The 24,838-nt window shown below is 61.8% G+C and carries 24 protein-coding genes and 3 tRNA genes; 17 read left to right on the top strand and 10 right to left on the bottom strand.

The window, feature by feature from the left end:
• Positions 1-11 precede the first annotated feature (11 nt).
• Complete coding sequence (locus tag SM753_RS15740; protein WP_323192328.1) at positions 12-1,337, bottom strand: RimK family alpha-L-glutamate ligase; 1,326 nt, start codon at positions 1,335-1,337, stop codon at positions 12-14.
• 152 nt (positions 1,338-1,489) lie between these two features.
• On the opposite strand from SM753_RS15740, the gene SM753_RS15735 reads away from it, so the two are divergent.
• The 7 genes from SM753_RS15735 to SM753_RS15705 all read left to right on the top strand — a co-directional run bounded on the left by SM753_RS15735 (position 1,490) and on the right by SM753_RS15705 (position 6,850).
• Positions 1,490-2,503, top strand: coding sequence for a succinylglutamate desuccinylase/aspartoacylase family protein (locus SM753_RS15735; protein WP_323192327.1), 1,014 nt, complete (start codon positions 1,490-1,492; stop codon positions 2,501-2,503).
• Between the two features lie 113 nt (positions 2,504-2,616).
• Positions 2,617-3,012 carry a succinate dehydrogenase, cytochrome b556 subunit gene (gene sdhC, locus SM753_RS15730; protein WP_135535489.1) on the top strand — a complete coding sequence of 132 codons (396 nt, stop codon included), beginning with the start codon at positions 2,617-2,619 and terminating at the stop codon, positions 3,010-3,012.
• A complete protein-coding gene (locus SM753_RS15725; protein ID WP_135535490.1) occupies positions 3,012-3,374 on the top strand; it encodes a succinate dehydrogenase hydrophobic membrane anchor subunit in 363 nt (120 codons plus the stop codon). The genes sdhC and SM753_RS15725 overlap by 1 nt, the downstream gene beginning before the upstream one ends.
• A 1-nt stretch (position 3,375) precedes the next feature.
• Positions 3,376-4,251 carry a succinate dehydrogenase/fumarate reductase iron-sulfur subunit gene (locus SM753_RS15720; protein ID WP_323192326.1) on the top strand — a complete coding sequence of 292 codons (876 nt, stop codon included), beginning with the start codon at positions 3,376-3,378 and terminating at the stop codon, positions 4,249-4,251.
• A gap of 37 nt (positions 4,252-4,288) precedes the next feature.
• Complete coding sequence (locus SM753_RS15715) at positions 4,289-6,124, top strand: FAD-binding protein (protein ID WP_323192325.1); 1,836 nt, start codon at positions 4,289-4,291, stop codon at positions 6,122-6,124.
• A 50-nt stretch (positions 6,125-6,174) separates the two neighbouring features.
• A tRNA-Val gene (locus SM753_RS15710) sits at positions 6,175-6,273 on the top strand.
• Positions 6,274-6,703: 430 nt separating this feature from the next.
• The gene (locus tag SM753_RS15705; RefSeq protein ID WP_237561317.1) at positions 6,704-6,850 is read left to right on the top strand and encodes a MarR family transcriptional regulator; all 147 of its coding nucleotides are present in this window, start codon (positions 6,704-6,706) and stop codon (positions 6,848-6,850) included.
• Positions 6,851-7,238: 388 nt separating this feature from the next.
• Here SM753_RS15705 and SM753_RS15700 read toward each other — a convergent pair whose 3' ends face one another.
• From SM753_RS15700 to SM753_RS15690, 3 genes are read right to left on the bottom strand one after another with little or no spacing between them, the layout of a single operon-like run.
• Complete coding sequence (locus tag SM753_RS15700) at positions 7,239-8,531, bottom strand: MFS transporter (RefSeq protein WP_323192324.1); 1,293 nt, start codon at positions 8,529-8,531, stop codon at positions 7,239-7,241.
• Positions 8,532-8,580: 49 nt separating this feature from the next.
• Entirely contained in the window at positions 8,581-9,417 is an 837-nt protein-coding gene (locus SM753_RS15695) for an HD domain-containing protein (RefSeq protein ID WP_323192323.1), read from the bottom strand.
• Positions 9,418-9,475: 58 nt separating this feature from the next.
• Positions 9,476-9,952 carry a redoxin domain-containing protein gene (locus SM753_RS15690; RefSeq protein ID WP_323192322.1) on the bottom strand — a complete coding sequence of 159 codons (477 nt, stop codon included), beginning with the start codon at positions 9,950-9,952 and terminating at the stop codon, positions 9,476-9,478.
• 120 nt (positions 9,953-10,072) lie between these two features.
• Here SM753_RS15690 and SM753_RS15685 point away from each other — a divergent pair, with 120 nt between their 5' ends.
• The 9 genes from SM753_RS15685 to SM753_RS15645 all read left to right on the top strand — a co-directional run bounded on the left by SM753_RS15685 (position 10,073) and on the right by SM753_RS15645 (position 20,063).
• On the top strand, positions 10,073-10,396 hold the full coding sequence (locus tag SM753_RS15685; protein WP_135535496.1) for a twin-arginine translocase TatA/TatE family subunit: 324 nt from the start codon (positions 10,073-10,075) through the stop codon (positions 10,394-10,396).
• A 19-nt stretch (positions 10,397-10,415) separates the two neighbouring features.
• Positions 10,416-10,489 (top strand) — tRNA-Arg (locus SM753_RS15680).
• Between the two features lie 496 nt (positions 10,490-10,985).
• Positions 10,986-14,696, top strand: coding sequence for an ATPase, T2SS/T4P/T4SS family (locus tag SM753_RS21400; RefSeq protein WP_369335367.1), 3,711 nt, complete (start codon positions 10,986-10,988; stop codon positions 14,694-14,696).
• Complete coding sequence (locus SM753_RS15670) at positions 14,693-16,735, top strand: type II secretion system F family protein (protein WP_323192321.1); 2,043 nt, start codon at positions 14,693-14,695, stop codon at positions 16,733-16,735. Before SM753_RS21400 ends, SM753_RS15670 begins: the two co-directional genes overlap by 4 nt.
• On the top strand, positions 16,732-17,205 hold the full coding sequence (locus SM753_RS15665) for a hypothetical protein (RefSeq protein WP_323192320.1): 474 nt from the start codon (positions 16,732-16,734) through the stop codon (positions 17,203-17,205). Before SM753_RS15670 ends, SM753_RS15665 begins: the two co-directional genes overlap by 4 nt.
• 2 nt (positions 17,206-17,207) lie before the next feature.
• A complete protein-coding gene (locus SM753_RS15660; protein WP_323192319.1) occupies positions 17,208-17,822 on the top strand; it encodes a hypothetical protein in 615 nt (204 codons plus the stop codon).
• Entirely contained in the window at positions 17,816-18,796 is a 981-nt protein-coding gene (locus tag SM753_RS15655) for a hypothetical protein (RefSeq protein ID WP_323192318.1), read from the top strand. The genes SM753_RS15660 and SM753_RS15655 overlap by 7 nt, the downstream gene beginning before the upstream one ends.
• Complete coding sequence (locus SM753_RS15650) at positions 18,793-19,311, top strand: hypothetical protein (protein ID WP_323192317.1); 519 nt, start codon at positions 18,793-18,795, stop codon at positions 19,309-19,311. Before SM753_RS15655 ends, SM753_RS15650 begins: the two co-directional genes overlap by 4 nt.
• Positions 19,308-20,063 (top strand): hypothetical protein, encoded by a 756-nt coding sequence (locus SM753_RS15645; RefSeq protein ID WP_323192316.1) that lies wholly within the window; start codon positions 19,308-19,310, stop codon positions 20,061-20,063. The genes SM753_RS15650 and SM753_RS15645 overlap by 4 nt, the downstream gene beginning before the upstream one ends.
• Positions 20,064-20,196: 133 nt before the next feature.
• On the opposite strand, the gene SM753_RS15640 is transcribed toward SM753_RS15645, so the two are convergent.
• Genes SM753_RS15640 through SM753_RS15625 form a run of 4 tightly spaced genes read right to left on the bottom strand, consistent with a single transcriptional unit; the run spans position 20,197 to position 22,756 of the window.
• Positions 20,197-20,841, bottom strand: coding sequence for a 30S ribosomal protein S3ae (locus SM753_RS15640; protein ID WP_135535504.1), 645 nt, complete (start codon positions 20,839-20,841; stop codon positions 20,197-20,199).
• Positions 20,838-21,119 carry a KEOPS complex subunit Pcc1 gene (locus SM753_RS15635; protein WP_138797273.1) on the bottom strand — a complete coding sequence of 94 codons (282 nt, stop codon included), beginning with the start codon at positions 21,117-21,119 and terminating at the stop codon, positions 20,838-20,840. Before SM753_RS15635 ends, SM753_RS15640 begins: the two co-directional genes overlap by 4 nt.
• A complete protein-coding gene (locus SM753_RS15630; protein ID WP_323192315.1) occupies positions 21,116-22,291 on the bottom strand; it encodes an exonuclease RecJ in 1,176 nt (391 codons plus the stop codon). Before SM753_RS15630 ends, SM753_RS15635 begins: the two co-directional genes overlap by 4 nt.
• Complete coding sequence (locus SM753_RS15625; RefSeq protein WP_135535507.1) at positions 22,292-22,756, bottom strand: 30S ribosomal protein S15; 465 nt, start codon at positions 22,754-22,756, stop codon at positions 22,292-22,294.
• Positions 22,757-23,020: 264 nt separating this feature from the next.
• Between SM753_RS15625 and SM753_RS15620 the strand changes: the two genes are divergently transcribed.
• A tRNA-Ala gene (locus SM753_RS15620) sits at positions 23,021-23,092 on the top strand.
• A gap of 264 nt (positions 23,093-23,356) precedes the next feature.
• On the opposite strand, the gene SM753_RS15615 is transcribed toward SM753_RS15620, so the two are convergent.
• Together SM753_RS15615 and SM753_RS15610 are read right to left on the bottom strand one after the other, a co-directional pair.
• The gene (locus SM753_RS15615; protein ID WP_323192314.1) at positions 23,357-23,902 is read right to left on the bottom strand and encodes a hypothetical protein; all 546 of its coding nucleotides are present in this window, start codon (positions 23,900-23,902) and stop codon (positions 23,357-23,359) included.
• Positions 23,899-24,090 carry a hypothetical protein gene (locus SM753_RS15610; protein ID WP_323192313.1) on the bottom strand — a complete coding sequence of 64 codons (192 nt, stop codon included), beginning with the start codon at positions 24,088-24,090 and terminating at the stop codon, positions 23,899-23,901. The genes SM753_RS15615 and SM753_RS15610 overlap by 4 nt, the downstream gene beginning before the upstream one ends.
• Between the last annotated feature and the right edge of the window lie 748 nt (positions 24,091-24,838).

Here is a 24,838-nt window from a genome sequence, read left to right as displayed (position 1 = left end):
CAGAGACCCGCTTATTCCTCGTCAGCGTCGATCCGCCGTCGAACGTCGACCTGGTAGTTCTCGAGGATGTCCCGTCCGAGGATCATCTCGTAGGACATGTGGCTTCGGTCTTCGATGCTTGCCGTGACCGTGTGGCGCTGGCCGCCGATGCCGACGACGATGTCGACGACGGGTCGCGTCCGGCCCTTCTTCGAACTGCTCGACCGGACCTTCGTGAGGCTCTTGATCGGTCCGGCTCCGATCTCGGCGGCCAGTCGCGTGTCGATGCTCGTCCGGGTCGCGCCGGTGTCGGATTTGGCGATGACGGACTCCGACCCGCTGGTGCCGCTGACGACGACCTCCTCGGTGTACCCGACGACCAGCGTCTCGTCGTCGTCTCTCAGGATCGGTTGCGGCTTGCAGTCGGGGACGGAATCGTCGAGCACGTGCGAGAGTTCCTCGACGCGGTCATCGTCGACTGACCCACCCGCCTCCTCGATAGCGAGGCGGGCGATGTAGGGCGCGGGGCTCGTGCCGGTCGCTTCGAACATTCCTTTGAACCCGGCGGTCGGATTGACTTCGAGGACGTACCACCCTTGCTCGCCCTCGACGAGGTCGACGCCCGCGTAGTCTAGCCCGACGACGTCGGTACTCGCCAACGCGATGTCGACGACTTCCTGCGGGAGTTCCTCTGAGGCGTTCTCGACGTCGCCGCCGAGCGCGACGTTGGTTCGCCAGTCGTTTTCCGGCGCGTAGCGGTTCATCGCACCGATGACTTCCTCGCCGACGACGTACACGCGGAGGTCCCTGTGGCGTTCTCCCGACCGCTCGATGAGGCTCTGGAGGAACGCCTGTCGGTTGCCGACGCGGGGGTTCACCTCTTCGTCGGGCCCGATCTTCCAGGTGCCGCCGCCGTGGGTTCCGATGGCCGTCTTGTACACCGCCTCGTCGCCGAACTTGAACCGGTCGCGGTTGAGCCGCGCGTTGTTAAGCGCGAGCAACGCGTCGGGGACCTGGATGCCCGCGTCCGCAAGCGCCGACGCCGCAGCGAACTTGTGCATCGCGGTCAGCACGGCCTGGGGTTCGTTGAGCATCGGAACCAGATGGGCGAACGTGGTCGCCAGACCCATCTCCTCCGACGGCTGTTCGGTGTTCGAGAGCAACAGTCGGTTCGCGACCAGGTCGATGTCGGGTTCGATGCTGACCCGCCCGTCCTCTATCTCGACGGCGGTGTTTTCCTCTCTCATCCACTCCGGGCGATGACCCAGTTCCTCGACGGCGTTGAGTATCGCTTTCGTTTCCTTGCTGTTGTGTAGGCTGAGAACCCCTATCGTCACGGTCCTCCCGCTCGAAGACATAGTTACTGTTCACTGCCGATACCAAAAACCGTTGCCCGTCGACGAACGGGACAGTTCGTCCGGAACTCGGTGGGAGTTCGCGCATCGAACGGCGACACCCCTCAGCAGCGTGACGTGGCAGGTTTTTACGTGCCGGATTCGGAGGCAAACGCATGAGCGACAGCGAGGCCGAAACGTTCACCTACAATGGCGGGAGCGTCGCTCCCGGAGAAGCGGCGAACATCCGGTACGGCGTCAGCGAGACGTATCTCGGCGACCCCGTGCGGATCCCCGTCACTATCGTCAACGGTGAGCGTCCCGGTCCGACGGTGTTTCTCAGCGCGGCGATCCACGGCGACGAACTCAACGGCATCGAGGTCGTTCGCGAGGTGGCCAACGAGTGGGACCACACCGAACTCCGGGGGACCGTCGTCTGTCTCCCGGTGTTGAACGTCCCCGGGTTCCTGGCTCAACAGCGGTATCTCCCGATCTACGACCGCGACCTGAACCGGGCGTTTCCCGGCTCCGCAAACAGCACGAGTTCGAAGCGGATCGCACACCGGATCTTTCGGAACTTCATCGAGCCCTGCGACTACGGTCTCGACTTTCACACGTCGACGCGCGGGCGGACGAACATGCTTCACGTCCGGGCCGATACGGGCGACGACCGCGTCGACCGACTCGCGCGCTCCTTCGGCTCGAACGTGATAATCTCAAGCGAAGGCCCGGACGGCGCGCTCAGGAAGGAAGCGACGGAACGCGGCGTTCCCACGATCACGATCGAGATGGGCAAGGCCCACGAGTTCCAGCGGGACTTCATCGACCGGGCTCTGGACGGCGTCAAAAGCGTCTTCTCCGAGTTCGGCCTGCGAACGACGAGCGCCGTCAAGTGGCCGGGCTGGCGAACGGTCGTCGACGGCTCCTCCGACAAAACGTGGCTCCGGGCGGACTCCGGGGGGATAGTCGAGATGCATTTCTCCCGAGGATCGTTCGTCCGGGAAGACGAGACGATCTGCACTATCACGAACCCGTTCGAGACGACAGCGAACGAGGTGACTGCCCCGTTTACCGGCCTGCTGGTCGGTATCCTCCAGAACCCGCTCGTGTTCCCCGGGAACCCTATCTGTCACCTCGTCGAACTGGATGCGGGGACTCGTCGCGTGATCGAACGCGAACAGCGACCGTAGGAGCGTGGGACGGATCCCCGAACGAGTCCGGTCATGATTTCAGGGCTGGACTACCCGTAACGCCGAAAGGTAGTAACTTCTATACCGCCGCGGTCCAAGCCTCACGCTAGAGCATGAGTCAGTCTTATAATCGAGGTAGCGTCGAGGACTTCGGTCGTTGGCGGGAGTTCTCGGCCGGAATGTGGGCCTGGATATTCCACAAGTTCACCGGGTGGGTACTCATCGGCTACCTGTTCACACACATTGCGGTGTTGAGTAGCGCGACGCAGGGAGCCGAGGCGTACACCACGACGCTTCAGGGGCTGGAAAGTCTGTTCATCGTCCGACTCATGGAGATCGGGCTGCTTGCCGTCGCTGTCTTCCACATCCTGAACGGGATCCGCCTGCTGATGGTCGACCTCAACGTCGGACTAGAGGCCCAGGACAAGAGCTTCTACGCTTCGATGGTTCTTACCGGTATTATCGTCGTGGCGAGCGTTCCGACCTTCCTCTCGGAGGTGGGCATCTGATGGCCGAACGCTACTCCTCGTTCGAACCTGCGAGCACGCGCTGGCTCCTCCAGCGCGTCACGGCGGCCTTTCTCGTGGTCGTACTCGCGTTCCACTTCTTCCTACTCCACTTCGTCCACCACGCGTACGAGATCGAGTTCGCAGGCACGCAAGCGCGAATGGAGAATATCGGATACTTCATCACGATGGTCGCGTTCCTCGTGACGGGGACGTTCCACGGCGTCAACGGAGTGTACAACGCGCTTATCAATCAGGGACTGGACGGGTCGCAGAAGACGGTCGTCAAGTGGGTGCTGGTCGTCGCCAGCCTCGCGCTGGTCGCACAGGGCGTCAGAGTCGCCATAGTCATGGCAGGGTTCTAATATGAGTACGCAAGTTCCAGAAACCGAGACGGAAGCCGAAGCGGAGACCGAGAGCAAACCGCATCAAGAGCGCCGGCTAGCGGAGAAAGAAAAGCGGCGCGAGGCCGCCGACCGCGAACGCGTGGCCCGCGAGGAGATAGAGGCCGCCGACGACTCGGTTCACCTGAAAGTGTTCCGCTACGACCCCGAAGTCGAAGGCAAGCAGGAACCGCGGTTCGACGACTTCCACGTCCCCTTCAAGAAGGGGATGACGGTGCTCGACGCGCTGATGTACGCGCGCGACCACTACGACTCCTCGCTCACCTTCCGACACTCTTGCCGGCAGGCGATCTGCGGGAGCGACGCGATGTTCGTCAACGGCTCCCAGCGCCTCTGTTGCAAGACTCAGATGGTCGACCTGGAGGAACCGGTTCGCGTCGAACCGCTCCCCCATCAGGAGGTCGTGAAGGACCTGGTCGTGGACATGCAACACTTCTACGACCAGATGGAGTCCGTGGAGCCGTACTTCCAGACGAACGAGACACCGGACGGCGAACTGGAGGAGCAACGCCAGAGCCGGGAGAACCGCGAAAAGATCAAGATGTCGACGCGGTGTATCTGGTGCGGGGCTTGCATGTCCTCGTGTAACATCGCCGCCGGGGACAACCAGTATCTCGGTCCCGCGGCCATCAACAAGGCCTACCAGTTCTACATGGACGAACGGGAGGGCGAAGACATGCAGGAACACCGGATGCGCATCCTCGAACAGGAACACGGCGTCTGGCGCTGTCAGACCCAGTTCTCCTGTACCGAGGTGTGCCCGAAGGATATTCCGCTGACGGAACACATTCAGGAACTCAAACGCGAAGCGGTCAAGAGCAACCTGAAGTTCTGGTGAACGACGCGACAAGCAACACCGACATTACACACAAACTATGCACGAACACGACGTGATCGTGGTCGGGGGCGGCGGTGCGGGCCTCCGCGCAGCGATCGCAGCGAGCGAGGAAGGAGCGGATACAGCCATCGTCTCGAAACTACATCCGGTCCGGAGCCACACCGGCGCGGCGGAGGGCGGCATCAACGCCGCACTGCGCGAGGGCGACTCCTGGCAGGACCACGCGTACGACACGATGAAGGGGTCTGACTTCCTCGGCGACGCGCCGGCGATAGAAACGCTGGTGAAAGACGCGCCGGAGGAGGTCATCAACCTCGAACACTGGGGCATGCCGTTCTCCCGCGAGGACGACGGCCGCGTCTCCCAGCGACCGTTCGGCGGCCTCTCTTTCCCACGGACGACGTACGCCGGCGCTGAAACCGGCCATCACCTGCTCCACACGATGTATCAGCAGGCGATGAAACACGGCATTCAGGTGTACGACGAGTGGCACGTCTCCGAACTGGCGGTGACGGACCACGAGGACCCCTCGGACCGCAGATGCCACGGCATCGTTGCGTACGACGTCAAAACCGGTACCGTCGAGGGATTCAAGGCCAACCGCGGCGTCATCCTGGCGACCGGCGGTCCGGGCCAAGTGTACGAACACACGACGAACGCCGTCTCGAACACCGGCGACGGCTACGCGATGGCCTATCGGGCCGGCGTTCCGCTGGAGGACATGGAGTTCGTCCAGTTCCACCCGACGACGCTTCCATCCACGGGCGTCCTCATCAGCGAGGGCGTCCGCGGCGAGGGCGGGATCCTCTACAACGAGAAGGGGGAGCGGTTCATGTTCGAACACGGCTACGCGAACAACGAGGGCGAACTCGCCTCCCGCGACGTCGTCGCCCGCGCGGAGCTTACCGAGGTCAACCAGGGGCGTGGAGTCGAAGACGAGTACGTCCACCTCGACATGCGTCACCTCGGCGAGGAGCGCATCCTCGACCGTCTGGAGAACATTCTCCACCTCGCGGAGGACTTCGAGGGTGTCGACGGCCTCGTCGAACCGATGCCGGTCAAGCCCGGTCAGCACTACGAGATGGGCGGCATCGAAACGGACGAGAACGGCGAAACCTGCATTGAGGGCCTGTACGCGGCCGGCGAGTGCGCCTGCGTCTCCGTTCACGGCTCGAACCGCCTCGGCGGCAACGCCCTGCCGGAACTCATCGTGTTCGGCAAGCGCGCCGGTCATCACGCCGCTGGAAAGGACATGAAGGAGGCCGAAATCACGACGGGCTACACGGACGAGTGCGAACCCGGCGAGGTCGACTCCCCGGTCGAACCCGGGGCCGTCGACACGAAAAGCGGCGACGTGGCCGCGGACGGTAGCGGGGAGTTGACCGATCCGAAGGCAGTGGTCGAACGGACCGTCGAACACGAACGCGACCGGGTCCAGACGTTCCTCGACAAGGACGAAGGCGTCCAGCACGCCGCGATCCGCGAGGACCTGCAGGATTCGATGACGGCGAACGTCAACGTGTTCCGCAACGAAGAGGGTCTGAAGACGGCGCTCGAAGACATCCGAGAGGCTCGCGAGCGCTACCAGGACGTGTACGTGGACGACCCCTCGCGGACGTTCAACACCGACCTCCTCCACACCATGGAGACGCGAAACCTCATCGACCTCGCGGAGGCAATCACCCTCGGCGCGCTCGCCCGCGAGGAGTTCCGCGGCGCGCACTGGCGTCAGGAGTACCAGGAGCGCCGCGACGACGAGTGGCTGAAACATACGCTGCTTCGCTGGAACGACGGGACCCCCGAACTGTTCTACAAGCCCGTCATCCTCGAAGGCGAGAACAAGACGTACGAGCCGACGGTCCGGAGTTACTGACCCCGGTTCATCGGTATTCCTTAGTCGCCCCGGCGAGTACTGATACGTAGGGAAGGGTGGCTCAGTGGTAGAGCGCGCCGCGTCGACGGATCCTGCCCGTGGACGCGGATTTTCAAAGGCTTCGCGTGGTTCAAATCCCGCCCCTTCCACTTCAGAACGCTTACTTAGGGAGGCGTTTTATCGCCGAGCGACTGCAGCGTTCTGAAGCGGTTACAGAGGGATTTGAGCAGGGAGAGAGGTGAGCGAAGCGAACGGGAACGACCGAGTTCAAATCCCGCCCCTTCCACTTTACACCGTTTCCCGCGAGACGTTTCATCGTCGAGCGACTGCTCGGTGGGAAGGTGCACTCGGGATTTGAATGAAACGAGTCGTAGGCGTGATCCTGAAAACCGGTAGTCGAACGCTCTACACACGGATACCGAGCGATACCATCAGCCATTCAGAATTGTTCGACGATCGTCGTAGAGGGGTTTTATTATCGTCGAATGGATCGTGTCAGGTACAATGGTTATGCGAACGCAGGACGAACACGATTCGTTGCCGGAAGAGTTGGAGTCACCGCGCGCGAAACTAGTGTATATGTATATCTCGGTACGCGGCGAGGTGACAGTCGAGGCGTTACAGGACGCGCTGGACATCGATAAGATAACGCTGTTTAGCATCCTGAAGACCCTCGACAAGCGCGGCCTCGTTCGAAGGAGTTCGGACGCGTACAGGCCAGCGTAGCGGGCCTATCAGTAGGTACTGAAAGTCAATGCGCACTCAGTCACACGACAGTGATGCGAACAGCTGTGAGCCGTTTCAGAAACGACCATAGTTCGGACCGCTGACAGAACATCCCGTCAGATCACAACACGTTTATCGGCTACATTCACAGCCAAACGTACGGGTGCCGTCGCAGCCGGTGTTTGAGGCTGTTGCGTTCCCCACCCCATTTCTGTGCCGTAGCGGGCGGCATACCCGTACCGCGGTCGCCTTTCGGCCCGCGGTTTTGATCGGTTTGAGCCGGACAGTGGCCTTCGACTATAGTCGCGCTTGCAGATCCTCACACACTCGCTCGCACGACTGCGTTCGACCGGACGTGTAAACAGTTGTAAGCGCTACTAAAGCTATGTCAGTCAGTCGGCGACGCCGCCGCCGAGCCAACGGCCGGTTCGCGTTCGTAGAGGGCGGCGAAGATAGCAGCGGAGACCAGAATAAAGCCCGCGGCAGTCCAGAAAGCGACGAATACTGACGTCGCATCCCAGAGCGCGCCGACGGCAACCGGTCCGGACACCTGTCCGATCTTCCAGCCGATCGAGCGCAGCGACATGCTCCCGGCGACGGCGTCGAACTGCTCGCCCTCTTCGACGAACAGCGTCATACTCGCGGGAAGCCGGAGGCTGTCCGCGACGCCGATCAGGCCGAACGCGGAAAACAGCGCGAAGAAAGCCGGGACCAGCGTGACGGTGTCGCCCAGCGCGGACACCGTCACGGTCGGGAACACCCGGCCCGCGAACTCAGCGAGCGGGATGAGCGCCGTGCCGACGGCGTAGAGGACCGCGCCGGCCAGTACGAAGTAGTGTTTTCGGCCGACTCGGTCGGTGTACTCCCCGACGGTCCCCTGGAACAGTGACTTCGTGAGTTTGCCGCCGGCGAGAATGCCCCCGATGAGCAACGCGCTGATACCGAACTCCGTTCGAGCGTAGATGGGGAGAAAGATGATCACCGCCATCTTCCCGACCGAAAAGGAGAGGCGGAACACGACGAGAGCGCGGATAGCAGTCCGACCGAGTAACTGGCGGAGCGTCTCGATACCTGTCGACTCCTCGGGGTTGGCCTTTCCGCCCGGATTGTCGCGGAGGAACGCGACGACGGCCAGCGTCGCCAGCGTCGTCACGGCGATCAGGACGGCGTACGTCGTCCGGAAGCCGTAAAGATACAGCAACACGCCGCCGAAAACGTCGCCGGCGAGGCTGGATACCGCCCCGACCTGATTGTACGCTCCCAGCCAGAGTCCGCGGGACTCGTCCGGGCTGATTTCACCGACGACGGCGGTCCCGGTGAGCCAGAGCAGGCTGGCCCCGACCCCCTGGACCGTGCGCATGACGATGACGTGCTCGACGCGCCCGACCAGCGAGAACCCGACGAAGACGCCGACGTTCAGAACGAGTCCGGCGACGAGATACCGCTTCGCGTTTCCGATGTCGATCAGGCGGCCCAGCGGTAACACGATAACCAGTTGAGCGAGGGCGAAGGCCGTGCCGAACATCCCCTCTACGGTGCCGCTCGTCCCGAACAGGTCGGCGTACAGCGCCAGCGCGATGAGGATGGTCGAATACGCCTGGCTCCGGGCGAACGCGGTACTGGCCAGTGCGATGAACTCGCGGTCGCGGAACAGATGACGAACCCCGCCGCTCCCCGTCACAGTTACGAATCGAAACAGTGAGCGAACGCTTGTAAGTCCTTACAACCGCTCAGAGTTCGATCCGCTCGACTAGCTGATCCGTCTCCTCGTTTATGTTCACCGCGACGATGCGCACGTCGTCTTCCAGGCCTGACCCGCGGAGTTTCGCCTTGAGTAAGTTGTCGACCTGATAGACGCCGGCAGCGTTTGTCATCTCTATCTCGACGAGGACGGGACGGTCATCGCCAGGGCGCAGCGAGACGTTGCGGATGGCCCGACTGGAGATAGTGTTGATGCCGCGCCCACCCATCTCGTACGGCATGCGCGACCGGCCGCGTTCCATGTCGAGGGCGTCGGCCACGCGGATGACTCCCGCCTCCGTCGTCAGCGGGTCCTCCGACGTGTGGTGACAGAGGATGGCGTGGAGAACCTCGCCTTTCATCCGCACTGCGTCTGCGACATCGTAGAACTCCGGGAGGATCCGGTCGAGGATGTCCGCAGCGAGCGGTATCGAGTAGTAGGCGTGACTGTCGCGATGGACGACGTGACCGATGTCGTGAATCGTCGCCGCGAGCGCGACGATGATGCTCTCGTCGGCTTCGTCGAGCCCCTGGTCAGCCGCGCCGTTGAACTCGACGCCTGCCTCCTTCAGAAGGTCGTACAGACACAGCGCCCGGTTGCGGACGATGCTGATGTGTTTCGCGCCGTGGTCGTTGTACCCCTTGCGTTTCACCGGATTGACGTTCTGCGCTTCGAGGTAGGTCTGGACTTCCTCGTCGTCGTCGAGAAACGCCAGTACCTCGTTGAGCCGTTCGTCCGGAAACGCGTGGTCGGCCTCGGGTGCGTACGTACGACCGTTGCCGTCGCTGAGTGAGTCGTCGGTGTCGGCGGTCGGTGAATCAGCCATGCCCGGGGTTTCGTCGCCGAGGTGAAAAAGAGCACCGGGCCGCCGAGAAAAGGGGACGTTACGCGGTGTCGTCGACAGCGGCCGCAATCTCGTCGTACTCCGGTTCCACGCCGGGGTCGTCACTCACCCACTCGTAGGTTATCTCGCCGTCCGCTCCGACGACGAACACCGCACGCTTCGCGACGCCGTGGACGCCCAGGTCGGCGAAGTCCATCCGCACGTCGTAGGCGTCGATGATCTCCTTGTCGATGTCGCTAATGAGGCCGAACGACAGGTCGTTCTGGTCGCGGAACTCGTTTAGCGCGAACGGTGAGTCGACGCTGATCCCGTAGACATCGGCACCGATGTCATCGAACTTCGATAGCCGGTCGTCGAACGTACACATCTCGGTGGTGCAGACGCTCGTGAACGCCCCGGGGAAAAACGCGAGTACGACCGGGCCGTCGGCTAGTTCGTCGGCGAGTGTGAAATCCTCTATGTCGCCGTTTGCAAGCGGTGCAGTGAAATCCGGAGCGTCGCCGTTAGCTTCGGCCATATCGTCTGCGCGTAGTCACGGCGGAAAGAAGACAATTGCGTTTTCCTGACCTATCAGCCCGCTATTGGGGGTTCCCGAGCAAAAAGACTATAATTGCTTCCCGGTTAAGCTGAGGTAGAGATGGCACTTGAAACCGCACCGGCGTTCGTCGGGGGACTTCCCGGCGGAACCGAACTCGTCGTTATCCTCCTGATCGCCGTGCTCCTTTTCGGGGCGAACAAGATCCCGAAACTGGCACGGTCGACCGGGGAGGCGATGGGCGAGTTCCAGAAGGGACGAGAGGAAGTCGAACAGGAACTCGAAGAGATGCGCGAAGGCCCCGATTCTGACGGCTCGACCGCAACCGACGCCGACCTGGCGGAGCCCGAAGACGACTTCGTCGACACCGACCCCGTTACCAGCGAAGACACGGAGACGAACACCGAGAGCGACTCCGCGCAGTAACGCGCTTTCTTCTTATTGCGGACGTGTGGCCTAGTGGATCAGGGCGGGAGGTTCCTAACCTCCAGAGCGTGGGTTCGAATCCCGCCACGTCCGTCATGCGACGAACGGACGTGAGGAGCAGAGGGACCCGGAGTTCGAATCCTGTCAGTCGCAGCCTGCGCAGTTCGCGAAGCGAACGAGCAGGACCGTCTGACTCCGGTTCGAATCCCGCCACGTCCGTCATGCGACGAACGGACGTGAGGAGCAGGGAGCTGTAAACCGCAGACAGAACGTAACCATGGGCACGGATAAACCGTGAACACTCCCGTTTTCCCCGGTCACCATGATCGTTCAGAGACAATTCGGTCCAGTCCGAACCCAGCGGAGACGTGTAATAGCACCGTCCCGAGCGGAATTGAGATCTCATCTCCGTGTTAGTGGGTGAAATTACTCTCGAAAGTGAAATTCCTCTTGCGAATACATTCCCTGATAATGATAATCTATGGAGTGATCTCTAGAAAACCCAATTCAAAGCGGGTAGTGCGCCGAAGTTATCAACACTGATACTCTATAAAAGGTTTTTTGACTAGTCAGCCAGTGGAAGTAGCCAATGGCTATTGACGACGCCGACCAGTCGGACTCCAAACAGTTAGAGGGGGAGGTGGACGAGTCGGCAGCCGAGCCTGAGGGCAATACTGATCAGGGGGGTGAGGGCCCAGATCCCACGGACGGGGGATCAGGGACCGCCAACCAGGGCCCGACGGTCTCGGTGGGGGAGTACACGTGGGCAGAGTTCATGGAGGAGTTCGGGTACGAAGACGAGGTCAACCGGGTGTACCCGTCGAGTGCGACGAGCGGGAGTGGGGGGTCGCTCGGACTCGGAAGTTCCGAAGACGTGGGGCCACCCTCCGGCGATGACTGGAACGGCGTCGAGTTCGCACCCGAGGAGTATCTCGGTTTCCACCCGGACGACCTCACCGGTCGAATCACGGAAGACGCGGCACCCCCGGCGAAATATCTCTGGGAGGCTTTCAAGGAGGACGTATTCTCGACCCCGGTCGCCAAAGACGAGTACGGCTGGGAGCATTTCAAGTGGGAGTACTACTACGAGGACGAAGGCGACCTCCCGCTCGACAGCGAGGGTGAGACGGTTCCGTTCGACCCGGAGAGTCACCTCGGCTTCGACCCCGAAGACACAGAGGGCCTGCTGAGTCAGGGCCAGGCGTTCGCGGACGAACTTCACGACGTCGTCGAGGAGCGCACGGTCAACGTCCGACACGAGAAGGAAGACGAGTTCTTCAGTACGCAGGAGGGGCACACGACCGTTGTCAATCGGTACGACCTGGAGAAGGCCGTCCCGCAGGAGAAAAAGACGCACTTCCGCGAGGAGGACCGGTACTGGGTCAACAAACCGTACGCCTTCGTCATCCTGTTTCACTCCGAGAAAGAAAACGAGAAGAAATACTACGCGATCGAGCCCAACCTAAACGAGATAGAGAAGGACTTACAGGAGTTTCTCACCGGCAAGCTACGAACAGCGATCAAGTACACCGATGAGGACATTACCATCGAAGGCGGTGAAGACGAGCGGAAAGACGTTATCGAACGCGAGACGAAACGCCTGCTCAAACGGTACGATATCTTCCAGCAACCGACCGGTGGCGGCGGCGACGGCTCGATCATCGACCAGATAAAGGGTCTGTTCGGGGAGCCCGACGAGGTCGCCATAGAGGAGGAAGACGGCGGACTGGACGGTATTTCGCTCCGGCCGGAGCCGGCGATCCTGGCGGACGATCCGGACCACTTGAACGAGTACCAGGTCGAGAAGCTTCTGTACCTGCTGAAGCGGGACTTCATCGGGTACGAGCGGATCGACCCGATCAAACACGACATCAACGTCGAGGACATCTCCTGTAACGGGTACAACTCGCCGGTGTTCGTCTATCACACCGACCACGAGCAGATCATCTCGAACATCTACCACGCCGAGGAGGAACTCGACGACTTCGTCGTCAAACTCGCGCAGCGCTCCGGCAAGGGTATCAGCAAGCGTCGACCGCAGGTCGACGCGACGCTACCGGACGGCTCGCGGTCGCAGTTGACTCTCGGACCCGAGGTGTCCGACCACGGGACGAACTACACTATCCGACAGTTCAAAGACGTCCCGTTCACGCCGATAGACCTCATCAACTGGAACACGTTCTCGCTCGACGAGATGGCCTTCCTCTGGCTCAGCATCGAGAACCACAAGTCGCTCATCTTCGCCGGAGGTACGGCGTCCGGGAAGACGACGAGCCTGAACGCCATCTCGCTGTTCATTCCGAGTAGCGCCAAGATCGTCTCCATCGAGGACACCCGCGAGGTCGAACTCCCCCAGCGTAACTGGATCGCGAGCGTCACGCGACCGTCGTTCTCCGACGACAGTCAGGGCGACGTCGACGAGTTCGACCTGCTGGAGGCCGCACTGCGCCAGCGACCCGACTACATCGTCATGGGCGAGATCCGCGGTGAAGAGGGCCGGACGCTGTTCCAGGTCATGTCAACGGGGCACACGACCTACACGACGTTCCACGCCGACTCCGTCGGTGAGGTTCTCAAGCGGTTCACGACGGACCCGATCAACGTCTCGAAGACCATGTTCACGGCGCTGGACCTGGTTTCGATCCAGACGCAGACGCGGGTGCAGGGCAACAAGGTTCGCCGGAACAAGTCCCTAACCGAGATCAACCACTACGACGCGGAGAACGACGAAATCAACGTTCAGGACGTCTACCAGTGGCAGGCCGAGACAGACGAGTTCCTCAAGATGGGGGATTCGAACACGCTCGAAGAGATCCAGTTCGACCGTGGGTGGAACAGGGACCGACTCGAAGAGGAACTGTTCGAGCGCCGCGTCATCCTGGCGTATCTCATCAAGAACGGACTGAACGAGTACACGAAAGTCGCGGCGACGGTTCAGGCCTACATCAACGACCCCGAAACGATCCTGACGTTGATCGCGAACGACCAACTGGAAGACAGTCTCGAAGACCTGCGCGAAATGGAGTCCGTCCTGATCGATGTCGACCCGGAAAAGGAGGCGCTGGTCCCGCGGCCGGACGCCGGCGAGGAGATTTACAACGAGGCAACGGACATCCTCGAACGCGCCGAAGAGCGCGTGTTCGAACAGTACCGCGGCAAGGTGCCGAGCGGTCTCGGGAGCGCACTTTCCAGCGTCTCCGGAGAGGAAGAACCGACTATCACGCCGGAGGAAACCGACAGCGACGACTTCGACTTCGGCGGCGGCGGTCTGGACGACTCCGTCTCAGAGGATGAACTCGGACTCGGCGACGACGACGACTTCACCTTCGGCAGTACGGCCGAGGGCGACGAAGCGGTCGCCGAGGACGGACCGGGGTGGCTCAGCGACGACGAGGACGAGTTCGGTGGAACGGAGTCCGACGGCGAGACGGGGGCCCCGGAAACCGCAGAGGGAGACGCCGGAGACGGGACTGACACGCCGGAACTCGACGAAGCGGAAGAAACGGCCGCCCTCGCCGCTTCCGGGGCCGAGGCGGACGCCGCGGAAACGGACGCCTCGCCGCCGGATGAGACGGAGGCCGGTTCCGTCGAAGAGACGGCTACCGCCTCCTCTGCGGACGGGACTCGCGAGGACGGGGCGGACGATACCGACGAGGCCGTCTTCAGCGACCCGACCGGTGGAGACGCCGCTGTCGAAACCGCGGACGTCGGGGCTGAAACGAACACCGAGGCGACGGAGACAGACGACGTCCCGGTCGAGAGCGACGACGCGGTGTTTAGCTCCGGACCGGAAGACGACCCCGCTTCAGACGGCACGGTGTTCGGAGAACCGAACGACGAGGCCGAGGGGACGAAGACGCCCGACCCGACCGAGGGGACAGATGACCCCGCTAACGGGACAGTAGACGACGAACCGACGGAGGAAGCCGGTTCGGCCGCTGTCGACGACGACGCCGAGGACGAAGCCGAGGATGAGGTGTTCTCGGGTGACAGTTCCTTCTTCGGGGACGAAGACAGTTCGGACGAAAGCGGCAGCGACGAGTCCATCTTCTCCGACAGCGGCAGTAGCGAGTCCCCGTTCGGTGACAGCGAGGACGCGGACGGCGACACTGATGGGGAGGACGCGATCTTCGAAGACGACGGGGAGTCGATCTTCGGGGAAACCGACGGCGATTCGATCTTCAGCGAATCCGACGAAAACGCCGGCGACGAAGCGGAAACGGACGCCGGATCGGTCTTCGACGACGGAGACGGATCGATCTTCAGTGACAGTGACAGTGACGACGAGGACGAACAATGAGCCTGGATACACGGTCCGGGCCCGAGAGTAGTGGGATCGGGTCTAGCGACGACCCGCTCGGCGATATGTTCTACCCGCTGTTCGACATGCTGTTCGACGAGAACAGTGACTTCGTCAACGGAGTCGAAACCAAACTCGCACAGGCCCGGATGTCGGACCCCGTCGAGATGTACCTCTCCCGGGCGATGGGTATCGGCGTTCTCTCAGGTGGATTTCTCTGGTTGATCGGCACCCTTCTGGGCTACGTCCTGTTCGTTACCGGCGTCGTCGAGGTGGGTCTGATCCTCGGCGCGCAGATCCCCAACCAAACGCTACTCGAGTTCATTCAGGCGGCGAAGATTCCGGCGCTCGTGCTGACGACGGGGCTGGTGCTCGGAACTATCGGATTCGGGATGGGATTCGGCGCGTTGGTCGCGGTTCCGTATTCGCGGGCGTCGAGTCGCGAACGCGAGATCAACATGTTACTCCCGGACGCCGTGTCGTTCATGTACGCCCTGTCCGTCGGAGGGCTGAACCAGTTAGAGATCCTGGAAGCGATGGCACAGGCAGAGGACACGTACGGGGAGGTCGCCTACGAGTTCAGGAACATCGTCCAGGAGACAGAGTACTTCGATACGGACTACCGGAGCGCACTGCGGACGCAGGCGATGGAAACGCCGAGTGACGAGTTGAGTCAGTTCCTGACGGACATGCTCTCGATCGTAAACAGCGGCGGAGACATGGAGTCGTTCCTCGACGACAAAAAGGACAAGCACATGCGGACCGCCAAGCAGGAGCAGGAACTGACTCTGGAAACGCTCGAACTGTTCGGCGAGATGTATATGACGCTTTCTCTGTTCCCGCTGCTTCTCCTCATCATCATCGTCATCATGGGGATGATGGGACAGGCGAGAGAGACGATGCTGTACGGGACGGTGTACGGCCTCATCCCTATCCTCGGCGTCGGGTTCCTCGTGATGGTTTCGACCGTGAAACAGGACGAGGTCGGGGACGGCTACCTCAACCCAGCCAACAGCAGCGACCGCCTGAAAAACGCCTCCAACGAGAGCATCCTCGATCTGGGCCTCATCGAGACGTTCACGGGCGAGCACAGCGTCTTCGACCGCATCAAAAGCCGTGAGGGGACGTTCGAGACGAAGAAGGTTCTGAAACGACCGCACATCTTCTTTCGGGACAATCCACTGTTGACGCTGGCACTGACAGTGCCCGCGGCGCTCGTCATACTCGTCACTGCTATCGCCTCCGGGTCCGCGCCGACATCTATCGACGGGTTCGTCGAGCAACCGGTGTGGGGCACGTTCATCTACGTGTACATGCCGACTTACCTCTGTCTCACGCCGCTTGCTATCTTCCGGGAGTGGAACATCCGGTCCCGGAACGCCATCGTCTCGGACATCTCCGATAACCTGCGGAAACTGGCGAGTGCGAACGCGACGGGCCTGACGCTGCTGGAGTCGTTCGAAACCGTCGCCAACACCACGTCCGGCAAACTGGCTCACGAGTTCGACCAGATCCACGCCAAGGTCAACTACGGAATGAACCTCCGGGAAGCCCTCGTCGAGTTCAACAACAACTACCACTTGCCGCGACTCGCTCGGACCGTCAAACTCATCACCAAATCACAGGAGGCGTCCAGCCAGATCACGGACGTGCTAAGCACCGCGGCACAGGCGAGCGAGAACCAAGACGACATCGAACGCGAGCGCAAGTCCCGGACGCGGATGCAGATGGTCATCATCATCATGACGTACCTGACCCTGCTTGCAGTCATGGCCATTCTGAAGACGCAGTTCCTCGACGTGATGTCCGGCCTGAGTGGCCAGGCGAGCGGCGGCGGAGGGGGAGGCACGTCGCAGGGGCTCAGCGGCGGCGTCGACACCCAGATGCTATCGCTACTGTTCTTCCACGCGGTGACTATGCAGGCGATCCTCTCGGGGATGATCAGCGGATACATGCGAGAGGCGGATCTGATGGGTGGTCTCAAGTTCGTCATCATCCTGCAGACGATAGCGCTCGCAGTGTGGACGGTGGTCGGATGATCGGCGACGACCGCGGACAGACGAACCAGGACTTCGCAGTCGGTGTGAGTATCTTCTTGCTGACGACCGCGTTCGTGTTCGCGTTCATTCCGAGCATCTTCACGCCGTTTGACTCAGAAGTGGAAGACAGCCAGGTGACACAGGCCGACAGAGTCGCATCGGCGTTTCTCGACAACTACTCCGTCGCCGACAAACCGGGGACGCTAGATGTCGACCGGACTGAGGAGTTCTTCGGCAACGGTGGTGATGGCGACGAACTCCGGGACCGCTATGACCTGCCAGTCACGTCGCAGGTCAACGTCACGGTCCGGACGCCGAACGGGTCAGTGACGCATCAGAGCGGCGGTGTCACCTTGGCTCGCGGCGACGATTACAGCGGCCAACCGGCAGCGAGTACCAGTCGAGTTGTGACGTTCGACGACGGGAGCGTTTGTGACCCGTCCTGTCGACTCGTCGTGAGGGTGTGGTAATCATGCGTGACGACAGAGGGCAGGCGTTCACGCTCGAAGGGTTCATCGGGTCGATGCTTATCCTGACGGCAGTACTGTTCGCACTCCAGTCGGTCATCATCACGCCGACGACGGCGGGGACGGTCGACCGCGACGTGCAGGCCCAGCACCAGTCGGAGGCGAACGACATCCTCCAGCAGGCGAAAAACAACGAATCACTGAAATACCTCGTACTGAATCTCAACCGCTCCCAGGGGAACGAAGTGTACGACGGGACCTTGCGCTCCGATATCGGATACGGTGCAAGCCCCCCACCGACTGAGTTCGGGCAGACGCTGAACGCGACGTTCAATCAGCGAGGGAAAGTGTACAACATCATCGTCGAGTACCGCGACGTAGAGACGTCGGTCAACAGTACCAATGTCACAGTCCGGCCGAAAAACATGGTGTACCGTGGCGTCCCCTCGGACACCGCCGTCGTCGCGACGGAAACGGTGACGGTGTACGACGATGACCCCATGCCGAACTCTGCTCGAACCGTCGCTGAAGCGGCGGAGGCGGGCGAATTCCCAGTCAGCGACACCGCACCGAACAGTCCCGTGTTCACCGTCGTGGAGGTGTATCTCATCGTATGGTGAGGAGGCTACAGGACTGCGATAGTACCCGCGACCGAGCCCAGTTGATACTCGTCGGAAGCATCGCCCTCGCGTTCATCATCATCGGTCTGGTCGTGGTGTTCAACACGGTGCTTTTCACGGACAACCTCGCCGCCCAGGGCTCTGTCGGAGAGATAGAAAACGCACAGGAGTTCCAGCAGCAGGTCGAACGTGACATGCCCGAACTGGTCCGTCACGTAGAGAACGGGACGGACAGTAACACGGCTTTCAGCGGGAATGTCGACGGGAACGTATCGACGACGTACAACCGGCTGCTCGCGGAGACGTACGCCGACGGAAGTCCGACGTACGTCAACGTGACGTTCAACGAGTCGAGTAGTACGTTCGGGACGCGGGTGGTGCAGAACAACGACACCAAATTTAACAGTTCAGGAGACACATCCAATCTTGACTGGGAACCGGTTCAACCAGGGGATCCACGATACATCGGTCAGTTCGAGACGAATATCACGACTGGAGAACTCCTAGATGTGTCTGGATCGGATAATTTCACAATTGTACTACGGAGCGAGTCGGCATCGGAACCTCCGGTACACATACAACTATCAGACGATACCGGGACTCTCGTCCTCAACCAGACTCGTGGAAGCGGTATCACGCAGAACGTCTGTACGATCCCCGACAGCCATGTCCGACTGAACATCACCAATGGTTCCGCACCAAACCACTCGGCCTGTTCGTTCAATTCGACGAACGTTCTCAGCGGTCCATACTCGATGGAATTCCGGAACGTGGACAATGTTCAGGGTAATTACTCGTTCGTAGTCAACGGAACGGTGGACTCCCACCCAGGGATCGTGTGGGACCGTGACGGTCCTGCCACGCCGTACGCAAACCGTGTCCTCCTCGAGGCTGGCGTCGACCTCTACTACCAGTCCCGCACGGTAACCTACGTGAGCAACCAGACCATCACGGTCAGGGAGGTTCCGAAATGACCGGTCCGCGTCGGTTCGGGCCGGACGACCGTGCCGTCTCTATCGCCGTCACACACGTCCTCACTATCGGTATCACGACGATACTCCTGACGGGGCTGCTCATCGGTGCCGGCGGAGTCCTCGATAGCGAGCGAGAACAAGCTGCCAGAAGCGAACTGAAGACGATCGGCGACCGACTCAGCGCGGAGATGGAGAGTATTGACCGGACGGCGACACCCGACGCGGATGAGCGTATCGAACTCGAAACCGAACACCCGTCGAGGGTAAGCGGCGCGGCATACACCGTCCGGCTCGAATCTAAGAGCACAGGATCTGCCTGTGACGTAAACCGCCTGGATAACGCGTCCGCCTGCCTCATTATGTCGACCGCCGAGCTAAACGATGACGTAGTCGTTCCGGTCAACGTCCACGAAGATACCGTCGATCCAGGTGCAGTCAACGGCGGCGACGTTCGAATCGTGTACGAAAACGAACCCGGGGACGATCCCACGATAACCATAGAGAGTGCCACATGAGAGAGTCAGACCGCGCCGTCAGCGACATGATAGCCTTCGTCATCGTCTTCTCGCTCATCATCACGAGCGTCGGGATCACATACACGTACGGCTATTCGACGCTCACCGATTATCAGGAGGACGAACAGAAACGTAACGCAGAACGCGCGTTCGTGGCCCTCTCCAACAACATCGGCGACATGGAAGGGAGACACATCGAGGGACGGTCCGGTGAACTCCGCCTCGCGGGCGGTACGATTTCGGTCGAGAAAGACACAGAAATAACGGTGGAAGCGCCGTCCTGGAGCATGCCGACACGGACGGCGGGAGCGCTGACGTACGAGTTCGAAGATACCCGTATCGAGTACGAGAACGGCGCTGTCTTCCGCCGGGACGGAGACAACCGACGAGTGATGCTCTCGGAACCGGAGTACCAGTGTACGGACTCGCACGCGACGGTTTCGGTCGTCACGCTAGACGCACCGAACAGCGCCGGACTCAGTTCGGACGGAACCGTCCAAGTGATCGGGAAACTCGAAAACCGATATCTTCACTACCCGCAAAACAGGACCGGCACGAACTCCACGTCGGTCGACAACGTCAGCGTTACCGTGGACTCGAGCAGCACGGAGGCCTGGGGGGAGTACTTCAACGAGAACGGCTGGGACGTGAGCGCGTCCGGAAGTAGTATTACAGCTAAATGTGAACCGAGCAGCGGCCAGATCGACCTCTACGTCCGGGAAACGCGGATAGACATCACGTTCATCAATTGAGATCCGGACACACTGCTCGGGAGGGTTCGCCTCGTCGGCACAGAACGAACCGCCCGAAAAAACTGCGTCAGTCGTCTACTGCTTGTCGTCACTGGACCGCTTCGTGTGCCGGTTGTCTCTCCGTCCGACGGTATCAGGAGTCGGACGTAGCGACGTCCGATTCGTCGACGTCGACGGCAGTCTCTTCCTCTGCAGCGACTTCTTCGGGACGCGCTTCGAGCGTCGCCTTCTGAATCTCGACTCGGCGCAGCGGGTAGATCGTCTTCGCCTCGCCGTAGATCGCGCTGGAGAGACGGCCTTCGACGATGCTGTCGATCAGCTGTTCGAAGGTGCGCTCGTCAGCGGCCTCGTTGACGAGGTCGATCATCGTTCGGCGGATAGCCTTCTCCTGACTGGCGTCCGCTTTCTTCGTGGTGAACGCGACCGGCTGAACCTGCACTCGGTAATCGTCGGTCGTCAGCACCGTGACGTTGACCTCGATCTTCGAGGCACCGCGGCGGACCAGACTGCGCAGGTAATCGCGGGTGAGTTCGTGTTTGATGAACTCGGTGTACGCCGCGTCACTGCCGACGTCCGTGATCTTGAACGTCAGCTTGGTGTTGTTCTCGCCGGCGTCCGACGTGAGGTCACCCAGCGTCGTTTCGATCGTTCTGCCCTGTACTTTCTCGGGTTCGTCAGCGGGGGTGTCACCGAGTTCCTCCCGGTCGAACTGCTCCGGGGCGTGGACGGTGTACCACCGCTTCTCCTGTTTCTGCTTGGAAACTGATCGTTCGCTCATGATTGTGTGTTGGTGAAGTCGTTTGCGTGTCGTACTACCTTGGTTGCGACGTCTACGTTGACGACGTAATCGTCGACCGTCGACTGGAGGCCGCCGGTCGTCTCGCGTTCGATCCGCGTGACGACCGTGTCGCGCTCGCCGGAGTCGTCGGTTTCCGACTGATTGCTGTCCGAACTCCGCTCGACGGTCGTGGTCATCTCCGACGTGTTGTCGGGAGCCACCGCCGCCGCGACGAGGGCGGCCTGGTCGAGTTCGGTTCGGATCTCCGCGCGCTTCATAGTGCCTCCCTGAACGCCGCGATGAACTCCTTGGTATCGGGACCGGATGTCCCGTCCTCGTCCGGGTCGAACTGTGCGTAGCCGCGGCGGCCGGTGCCGCTGGATCTGCCACCGACGGTTGCGGCGGCCGCACGTATCGCCTCGCCTATCCCGCAGTCGGTCGTCGCCGCGGCCGCTGCCTCGCCATCGCCGACGACGAGCGCCACGGGCTCCGGCGACCGGAAATCCCGCAGTATTCGCGCGGTCGTCGCCACCGGTGCGGCGTCGTGTCGCGCGACGAACAGGCCGTCGTACCGGCCGGTCGTCCCCTCGCGGAGCGCGCGGTGGGCGCGTTCGCTCGCGTCCCGCCACGCGTCGAGCGCGGCGTCGCGCGCTTCGTGACCGAGCGCGAGCGCCACGGCGGTTCCGGGGGCGGTCTCGGCGGTCACTTCGAGCACGTCGGCGTAGCCGCCGACAGTGGCAAACGGCGCGTCGACCGTTGCGTAGGGTCGGAGCGCGCGTTCGACCGCTTCGGCGGCGCGCCGAGGCGTGTGCTCGCCTCCGGTCGCCGATATCGCGACCAGCGACGCGACCGCGCGGCGGGCGTCGTCGTCCATCTCGGCCGGCAGGTCGAGCTCCGCGAGCGCGGCCCCGGTCGTCGTGGGGGCGCCCGAGAAGTCCGCGTGCAGTAGCGTCGAGTGGGCGAGACCGTCCACGAGGTCTTCCGTCGGGACGGCGACGCCCGGCCGTCGGGCGACGAGACCCTGGTCCGTCGCGCTCGCGAGAACACGTTCGCTCTCGCCGGCACCGGGAGTCGTCCCGGTAGCGGCAACGCCGGACAGCGCGAGTACCGGGTCGGACGACGCGCCAAGTCCGCTGGCAACGTCGACGGCGGTAACGCTCGCCGGGCGGTCCGAACCGGATATCGCGAGTCCGTCGTCGTCGTTACCGACCGAAAGCACGACGGCCTCGTCCGCGTGGTCGTCTGCGAACTGCTCCGCGCGCCGTTCGCGCGCCGCGTCCGTCCGGGTGACGCTCACCTGGAACGGACAGTCGAGCGCGCGGGCGACGACGCCGCTCGCGGCGACGCTGTCGCCGTCGGCGGCCGTAAGGATCCGGACGAACGGCGCTTCGCGGAGCCTCGCGGCGAGATCGTCCGGCGCGGCGGTTGCGGTTCGACCCGTGGTGGACATCTATTCGAGGAGTTCCTGTGCGTTCTCGTACGAGTACGTGAAGTCCTCGTCGAGCTTGTCGCCGCGGTAGTAGTCGGCGAGACGGCGAACCTTCGACTCGGTGTTTTGCAGCGCGCGCTTGTTCTGGTGGTCCTGCGCGTTCTCCTCCATGTGCTCGCGCAGACGAAGCGCGCGCTCCATGAGGTTCCGCAGGTCCTCGGGCAGGTCGGGGGTGGCGTCGTTCTCCTCTAAGATCTCCGTGACCTTCTTGTCGGTCGCCAGTTTGACGTCCGGGATCGGCGTGCCTTTCACGCCCTCGTCACGGAGCTTGAGCCCGATCTGACTCGGGTCGTGCCCCTGTTCTGCTAGTTCGACGACGCGCTCTTCGATCGCTTCGGCGTCGACGTCGCTCCACTCCGGCGGTTCGTCAGCCGTCGGCTTGTCCGAACCGGACGAGCCGCGGCGTCGGGTGTGCATTCGTGCCATAGTTTGAGGATAGGAACCGCACAGACCGCTGTAGTATCAGCGCGTAAACGCCTGCACTACCGCAATCCCGAGTCGCGCGAGCGCAAACATGCGCAAGGAGCCGCGCGACAAGTCAGATTTGCGGTCGTGCTGTTCCCACCGGTCTTTCCGGGGACGCGGACTAAAGGGTTTCTACTCGATACTGGGTCCTGCGACGGTCTGCCGTAGGGCGGCCGATCCGACGGTTTTATCAATACGTCCCACGCTACGATAGGTTACGCTCGAGGGCTCGTAGATCAGCGGTAGATCATCCCCCTGGCACGGGGAAGGCCGCGGGTTCAAATCCCGCCGAGTCCACTAATTTTGCGGCGAACAACGCGACCAGCACCGCGTAGCGTGTGCTGGCCGCCTGTGAGCCGCACATTCGTAACGTGAGGCGGGATTCGAAATAGACCAGACGCAGCGCCGAGTGAAACGAGGCGACCGTCTGGGCGTGGTTCAAATCCCGCCGAGTCCACTTCTTCATTCACTTCGTTCGTTCAGTCGTCGACTCGGCGACCTTCGCAATCCCGGAGGGATTTCTCAGTCCCGCCGAGCCCACTAGTTTTTCGGCGAACGCCGCTACCCGTCGTCGATAGCGTCGGCGGCCGCCGTAGCCGTCTCCTGTGCCGTTTCGAAGTTCTCGGCGACGACGGCCTCTATCTCGTTTTCGATCCGGTCTTCGTCCCACTCGATGACGATGTCGCGGAACTCGACGAACTCCGCGACACCGTAGCGCGTGCGAGCGTAGGCGGTCGCCAGTTCTCGGTCGTCGCCCTCGATACCTCGGTCGCGGAGGCGGTCGGCCCACCGCTCGGCGAGGACATCCGGGTCTGCACCGATGAACTTGGCCGCTTCTTCGCTGTTCTCGACCGGTGCAAGCCGTTCGACGTACCAGGTGGGGAATTCGCCGGAGATGACCGCCAGCGATAGTTCGCGGAGCATATCTCGGCGGTCCTCTGGAGAGGGTAACTCACTGACCCCGTCCACACCGTCAGTGACAGCAGCGAGGTCCTGGACGGCTTCGACCGTCTCGGACTCTATCTCGGTGAAGATGGAGAGAACTCTATCGAACTGGTCGGACTGGACGAACTGACGCGCCATCTGCTGTTCGAGCGGATCCGTCACGGTTCGGTCTCCATCGCGTTGCTCGCGACATCGCCGTCGAACGCGGTGAGGTTCATCGCAACTGTCCTCGTTCCGTCGATACTGCTCCGTACGGCGCTCATCTCTTCGCCGTCGCGCTCGACGGTCCGTCGGTCGAGAGCAGTGTCGCGGTCGAACTGGCGGGTCGTCGTCGTCGCGTACTGGTCCATCACGGTTTACAGTCGGATACGCCCTCCCCGTATTCCAGTGTGGCGGCTATCGATTCCGTCCTGACGGGCTACCCCGAGGGTGGCTGTAGAATGCAGCGCTTGGCGGTCGGCTGTCTGCGATAATACGAGTGGGTGTACGGATAGGGGCGAGAGAGGAACAAACGATCGGCCAGTATAAAAGGAAGTAAACCAGACGCTTGTTTTGGAATCAATTCATTGTTGGGAAGATATTGTATACTGGGGGAAATACTAACAAGTGCTAAGAAAACACTATGTGGTGCCGTGTAGAGCGGTCTATACGCAACGGAGGTGACGAACGAGGTTCGAACTGCGATCCGTCGAACGACCAGTCGAGTCGGATACTGCTGCTCAGGTCGAAACTGCCCCGCAGGCCCGGAACCCGTTCACGTTCGGTCGAAACTGCAGCCACTGCTGCCGGGGCATCGGTGAAGCGGGCTGAGCGATGCGCTGCGATACGTTTACCAACGGAAGCGGCGCTACCTCCCCCATCTTCATCGCACCCGACGGTTTCAGAGTTTTGTGCTTCTGTCCGCGTTGGATCGTTTCGGTGTCACCAGCGCTCCGACGACCGGTCTGTGCGGCTGTCGAAGGTGTAGAATTATGATGGACGGGTTCGAACGTCGCACCGACGATGGACGAATCCGAATTCGAGGCTCTGGTGAATCGCCAGAAGGCGTTTGATTTCACTGTTTCACGGCTCGCTTGATGTTGTAGACCGTACACATCA

The organism is Halostella sp. PRR32 (assembly GCF_034808085.1).
GTDB lineage: Archaea > Halobacteriota > Halobacteria > Halobacteriales > Natronoarchaeaceae > Halostella > Halostella pelagica.
Note: the sequence above shows the minus strand (reverse complement) of the source record. Positions and strands in the feature narration are given on the sequence as shown.

What these genes read in the sequence shown, in the direction of transcription:
- SM753_RS15740 (WP_323192328.1), bottom strand. Translation starts at nt 1,337, where the DNA reads ATGTCTTCGAGCGGGAGGACCGTGACGATAGGGGTTCTCAGCCTACAC.
- SM753_RS15735 (WP_323192327.1), top strand. Translation starts at nt 1,490, where the DNA reads ATGAGCGACAGCGAGGCCGAAACGTTCACCTACAATGGCGGGAGCGTC.
- sdhC (WP_135535489.1), top strand. Translation starts at nt 2,617, where the DNA reads ATGAGTCAGTCTTATAATCGAGGTAGCGTCGAGGACTTCGGTCGTTGG.
- SM753_RS15725 (WP_135535490.1), top strand. Translation starts at nt 3,012, where the DNA reads ATGGCCGAACGCTACTCCTCGTTCGAACCTGCGAGCACGCGCTGGCTC.
- SM753_RS15720 (WP_323192326.1), top strand. Translation starts at nt 3,376, where the DNA reads ATGAGTACGCAAGTTCCAGAAACCGAGACGGAAGCCGAAGCGGAGACC.
- SM753_RS15715 (WP_323192325.1), top strand. Translation starts at nt 4,289, where the DNA reads ATGCACGAACACGACGTGATCGTGGTCGGGGGCGGCGGTGCGGGCCTC.
- SM753_RS15705 (WP_237561317.1), top strand. Translation starts at nt 6,704, where the DNA reads ATGTATATCTCGGTACGCGGCGAGGTGACAGTCGAGGCGTTACAGGAC.
- SM753_RS15695 (WP_323192323.1), bottom strand. Translation starts at nt 9,417, where the DNA reads ATGGCTGATTCACCGACCGCCGACACCGACGACTCACTCAGCGACGGC.
- SM753_RS15690 (WP_323192322.1), bottom strand. Translation starts at nt 9,952, where the DNA reads ATGGCCGAAGCTAACGGCGACGCTCCGGATTTCACTGCACCGCTTGCA.
- SM753_RS15685 (WP_135535496.1), top strand. Translation starts at nt 10,073, where the DNA reads ATGGCACTTGAAACCGCACCGGCGTTCGTCGGGGGACTTCCCGGCGGA.
- SM753_RS21400 (WP_369335367.1), top strand. Translation starts at nt 10,986, where the DNA reads ATGGCTATTGACGACGCCGACCAGTCGGACTCCAAACAGTTAGAGGGG.
- SM753_RS15670 (WP_323192321.1), top strand. Translation starts at nt 14,693, where the DNA reads ATGAGCCTGGATACACGGTCCGGGCCCGAGAGTAGTGGGATCGGGTCT.
- SM753_RS15665 (WP_323192320.1), top strand. Translation starts at nt 16,732, where the DNA reads ATGATCGGCGACGACCGCGGACAGACGAACCAGGACTTCGCAGTCGGT.
- SM753_RS15660 (WP_323192319.1), top strand. Translation starts at nt 17,208, where the DNA reads ATGCGTGACGACAGAGGGCAGGCGTTCACGCTCGAAGGGTTCATCGGG.
- SM753_RS15655 (WP_323192318.1), top strand. Translation starts at nt 17,816, where the DNA reads ATGGTGAGGAGGCTACAGGACTGCGATAGTACCCGCGACCGAGCCCAG.
- SM753_RS15650 (WP_323192317.1), top strand. Translation starts at nt 18,793, where the DNA reads ATGACCGGTCCGCGTCGGTTCGGGCCGGACGACCGTGCCGTCTCTATC.
- SM753_RS15645 (WP_323192316.1), top strand. Translation starts at nt 19,308, where the DNA reads ATGAGAGAGTCAGACCGCGCCGTCAGCGACATGATAGCCTTCGTCATC.
- SM753_RS15640 (WP_135535504.1), bottom strand. Translation starts at nt 20,841, where the DNA reads ATGAGCGAACGATCAGTTTCCAAGCAGAAACAGGAGAAGCGGTGGTAC.
- SM753_RS15635 (WP_138797273.1), bottom strand. Translation starts at nt 21,119, where the DNA reads ATGAAGCGCGCGGAGATCCGAACCGAACTCGACCAGGCCGCCCTCGTC.
- SM753_RS15630 (WP_323192315.1), bottom strand. Translation starts at nt 22,291, where the DNA reads ATGTCCACCACGGGTCGAACCGCAACCGCCGCGCCGGACGATCTCGCC.
- SM753_RS15625 (WP_135535507.1), bottom strand. Translation starts at nt 22,756, where the DNA reads ATGGCACGAATGCACACCCGACGCCGCGGCTCGTCCGGTTCGGACAAG.
- SM753_RS15610 (WP_323192313.1), bottom strand. Translation starts at nt 24,090, where the DNA reads ATGGACCAGTACGCGACGACGACGACCCGCCAGTTCGACCGCGACACT.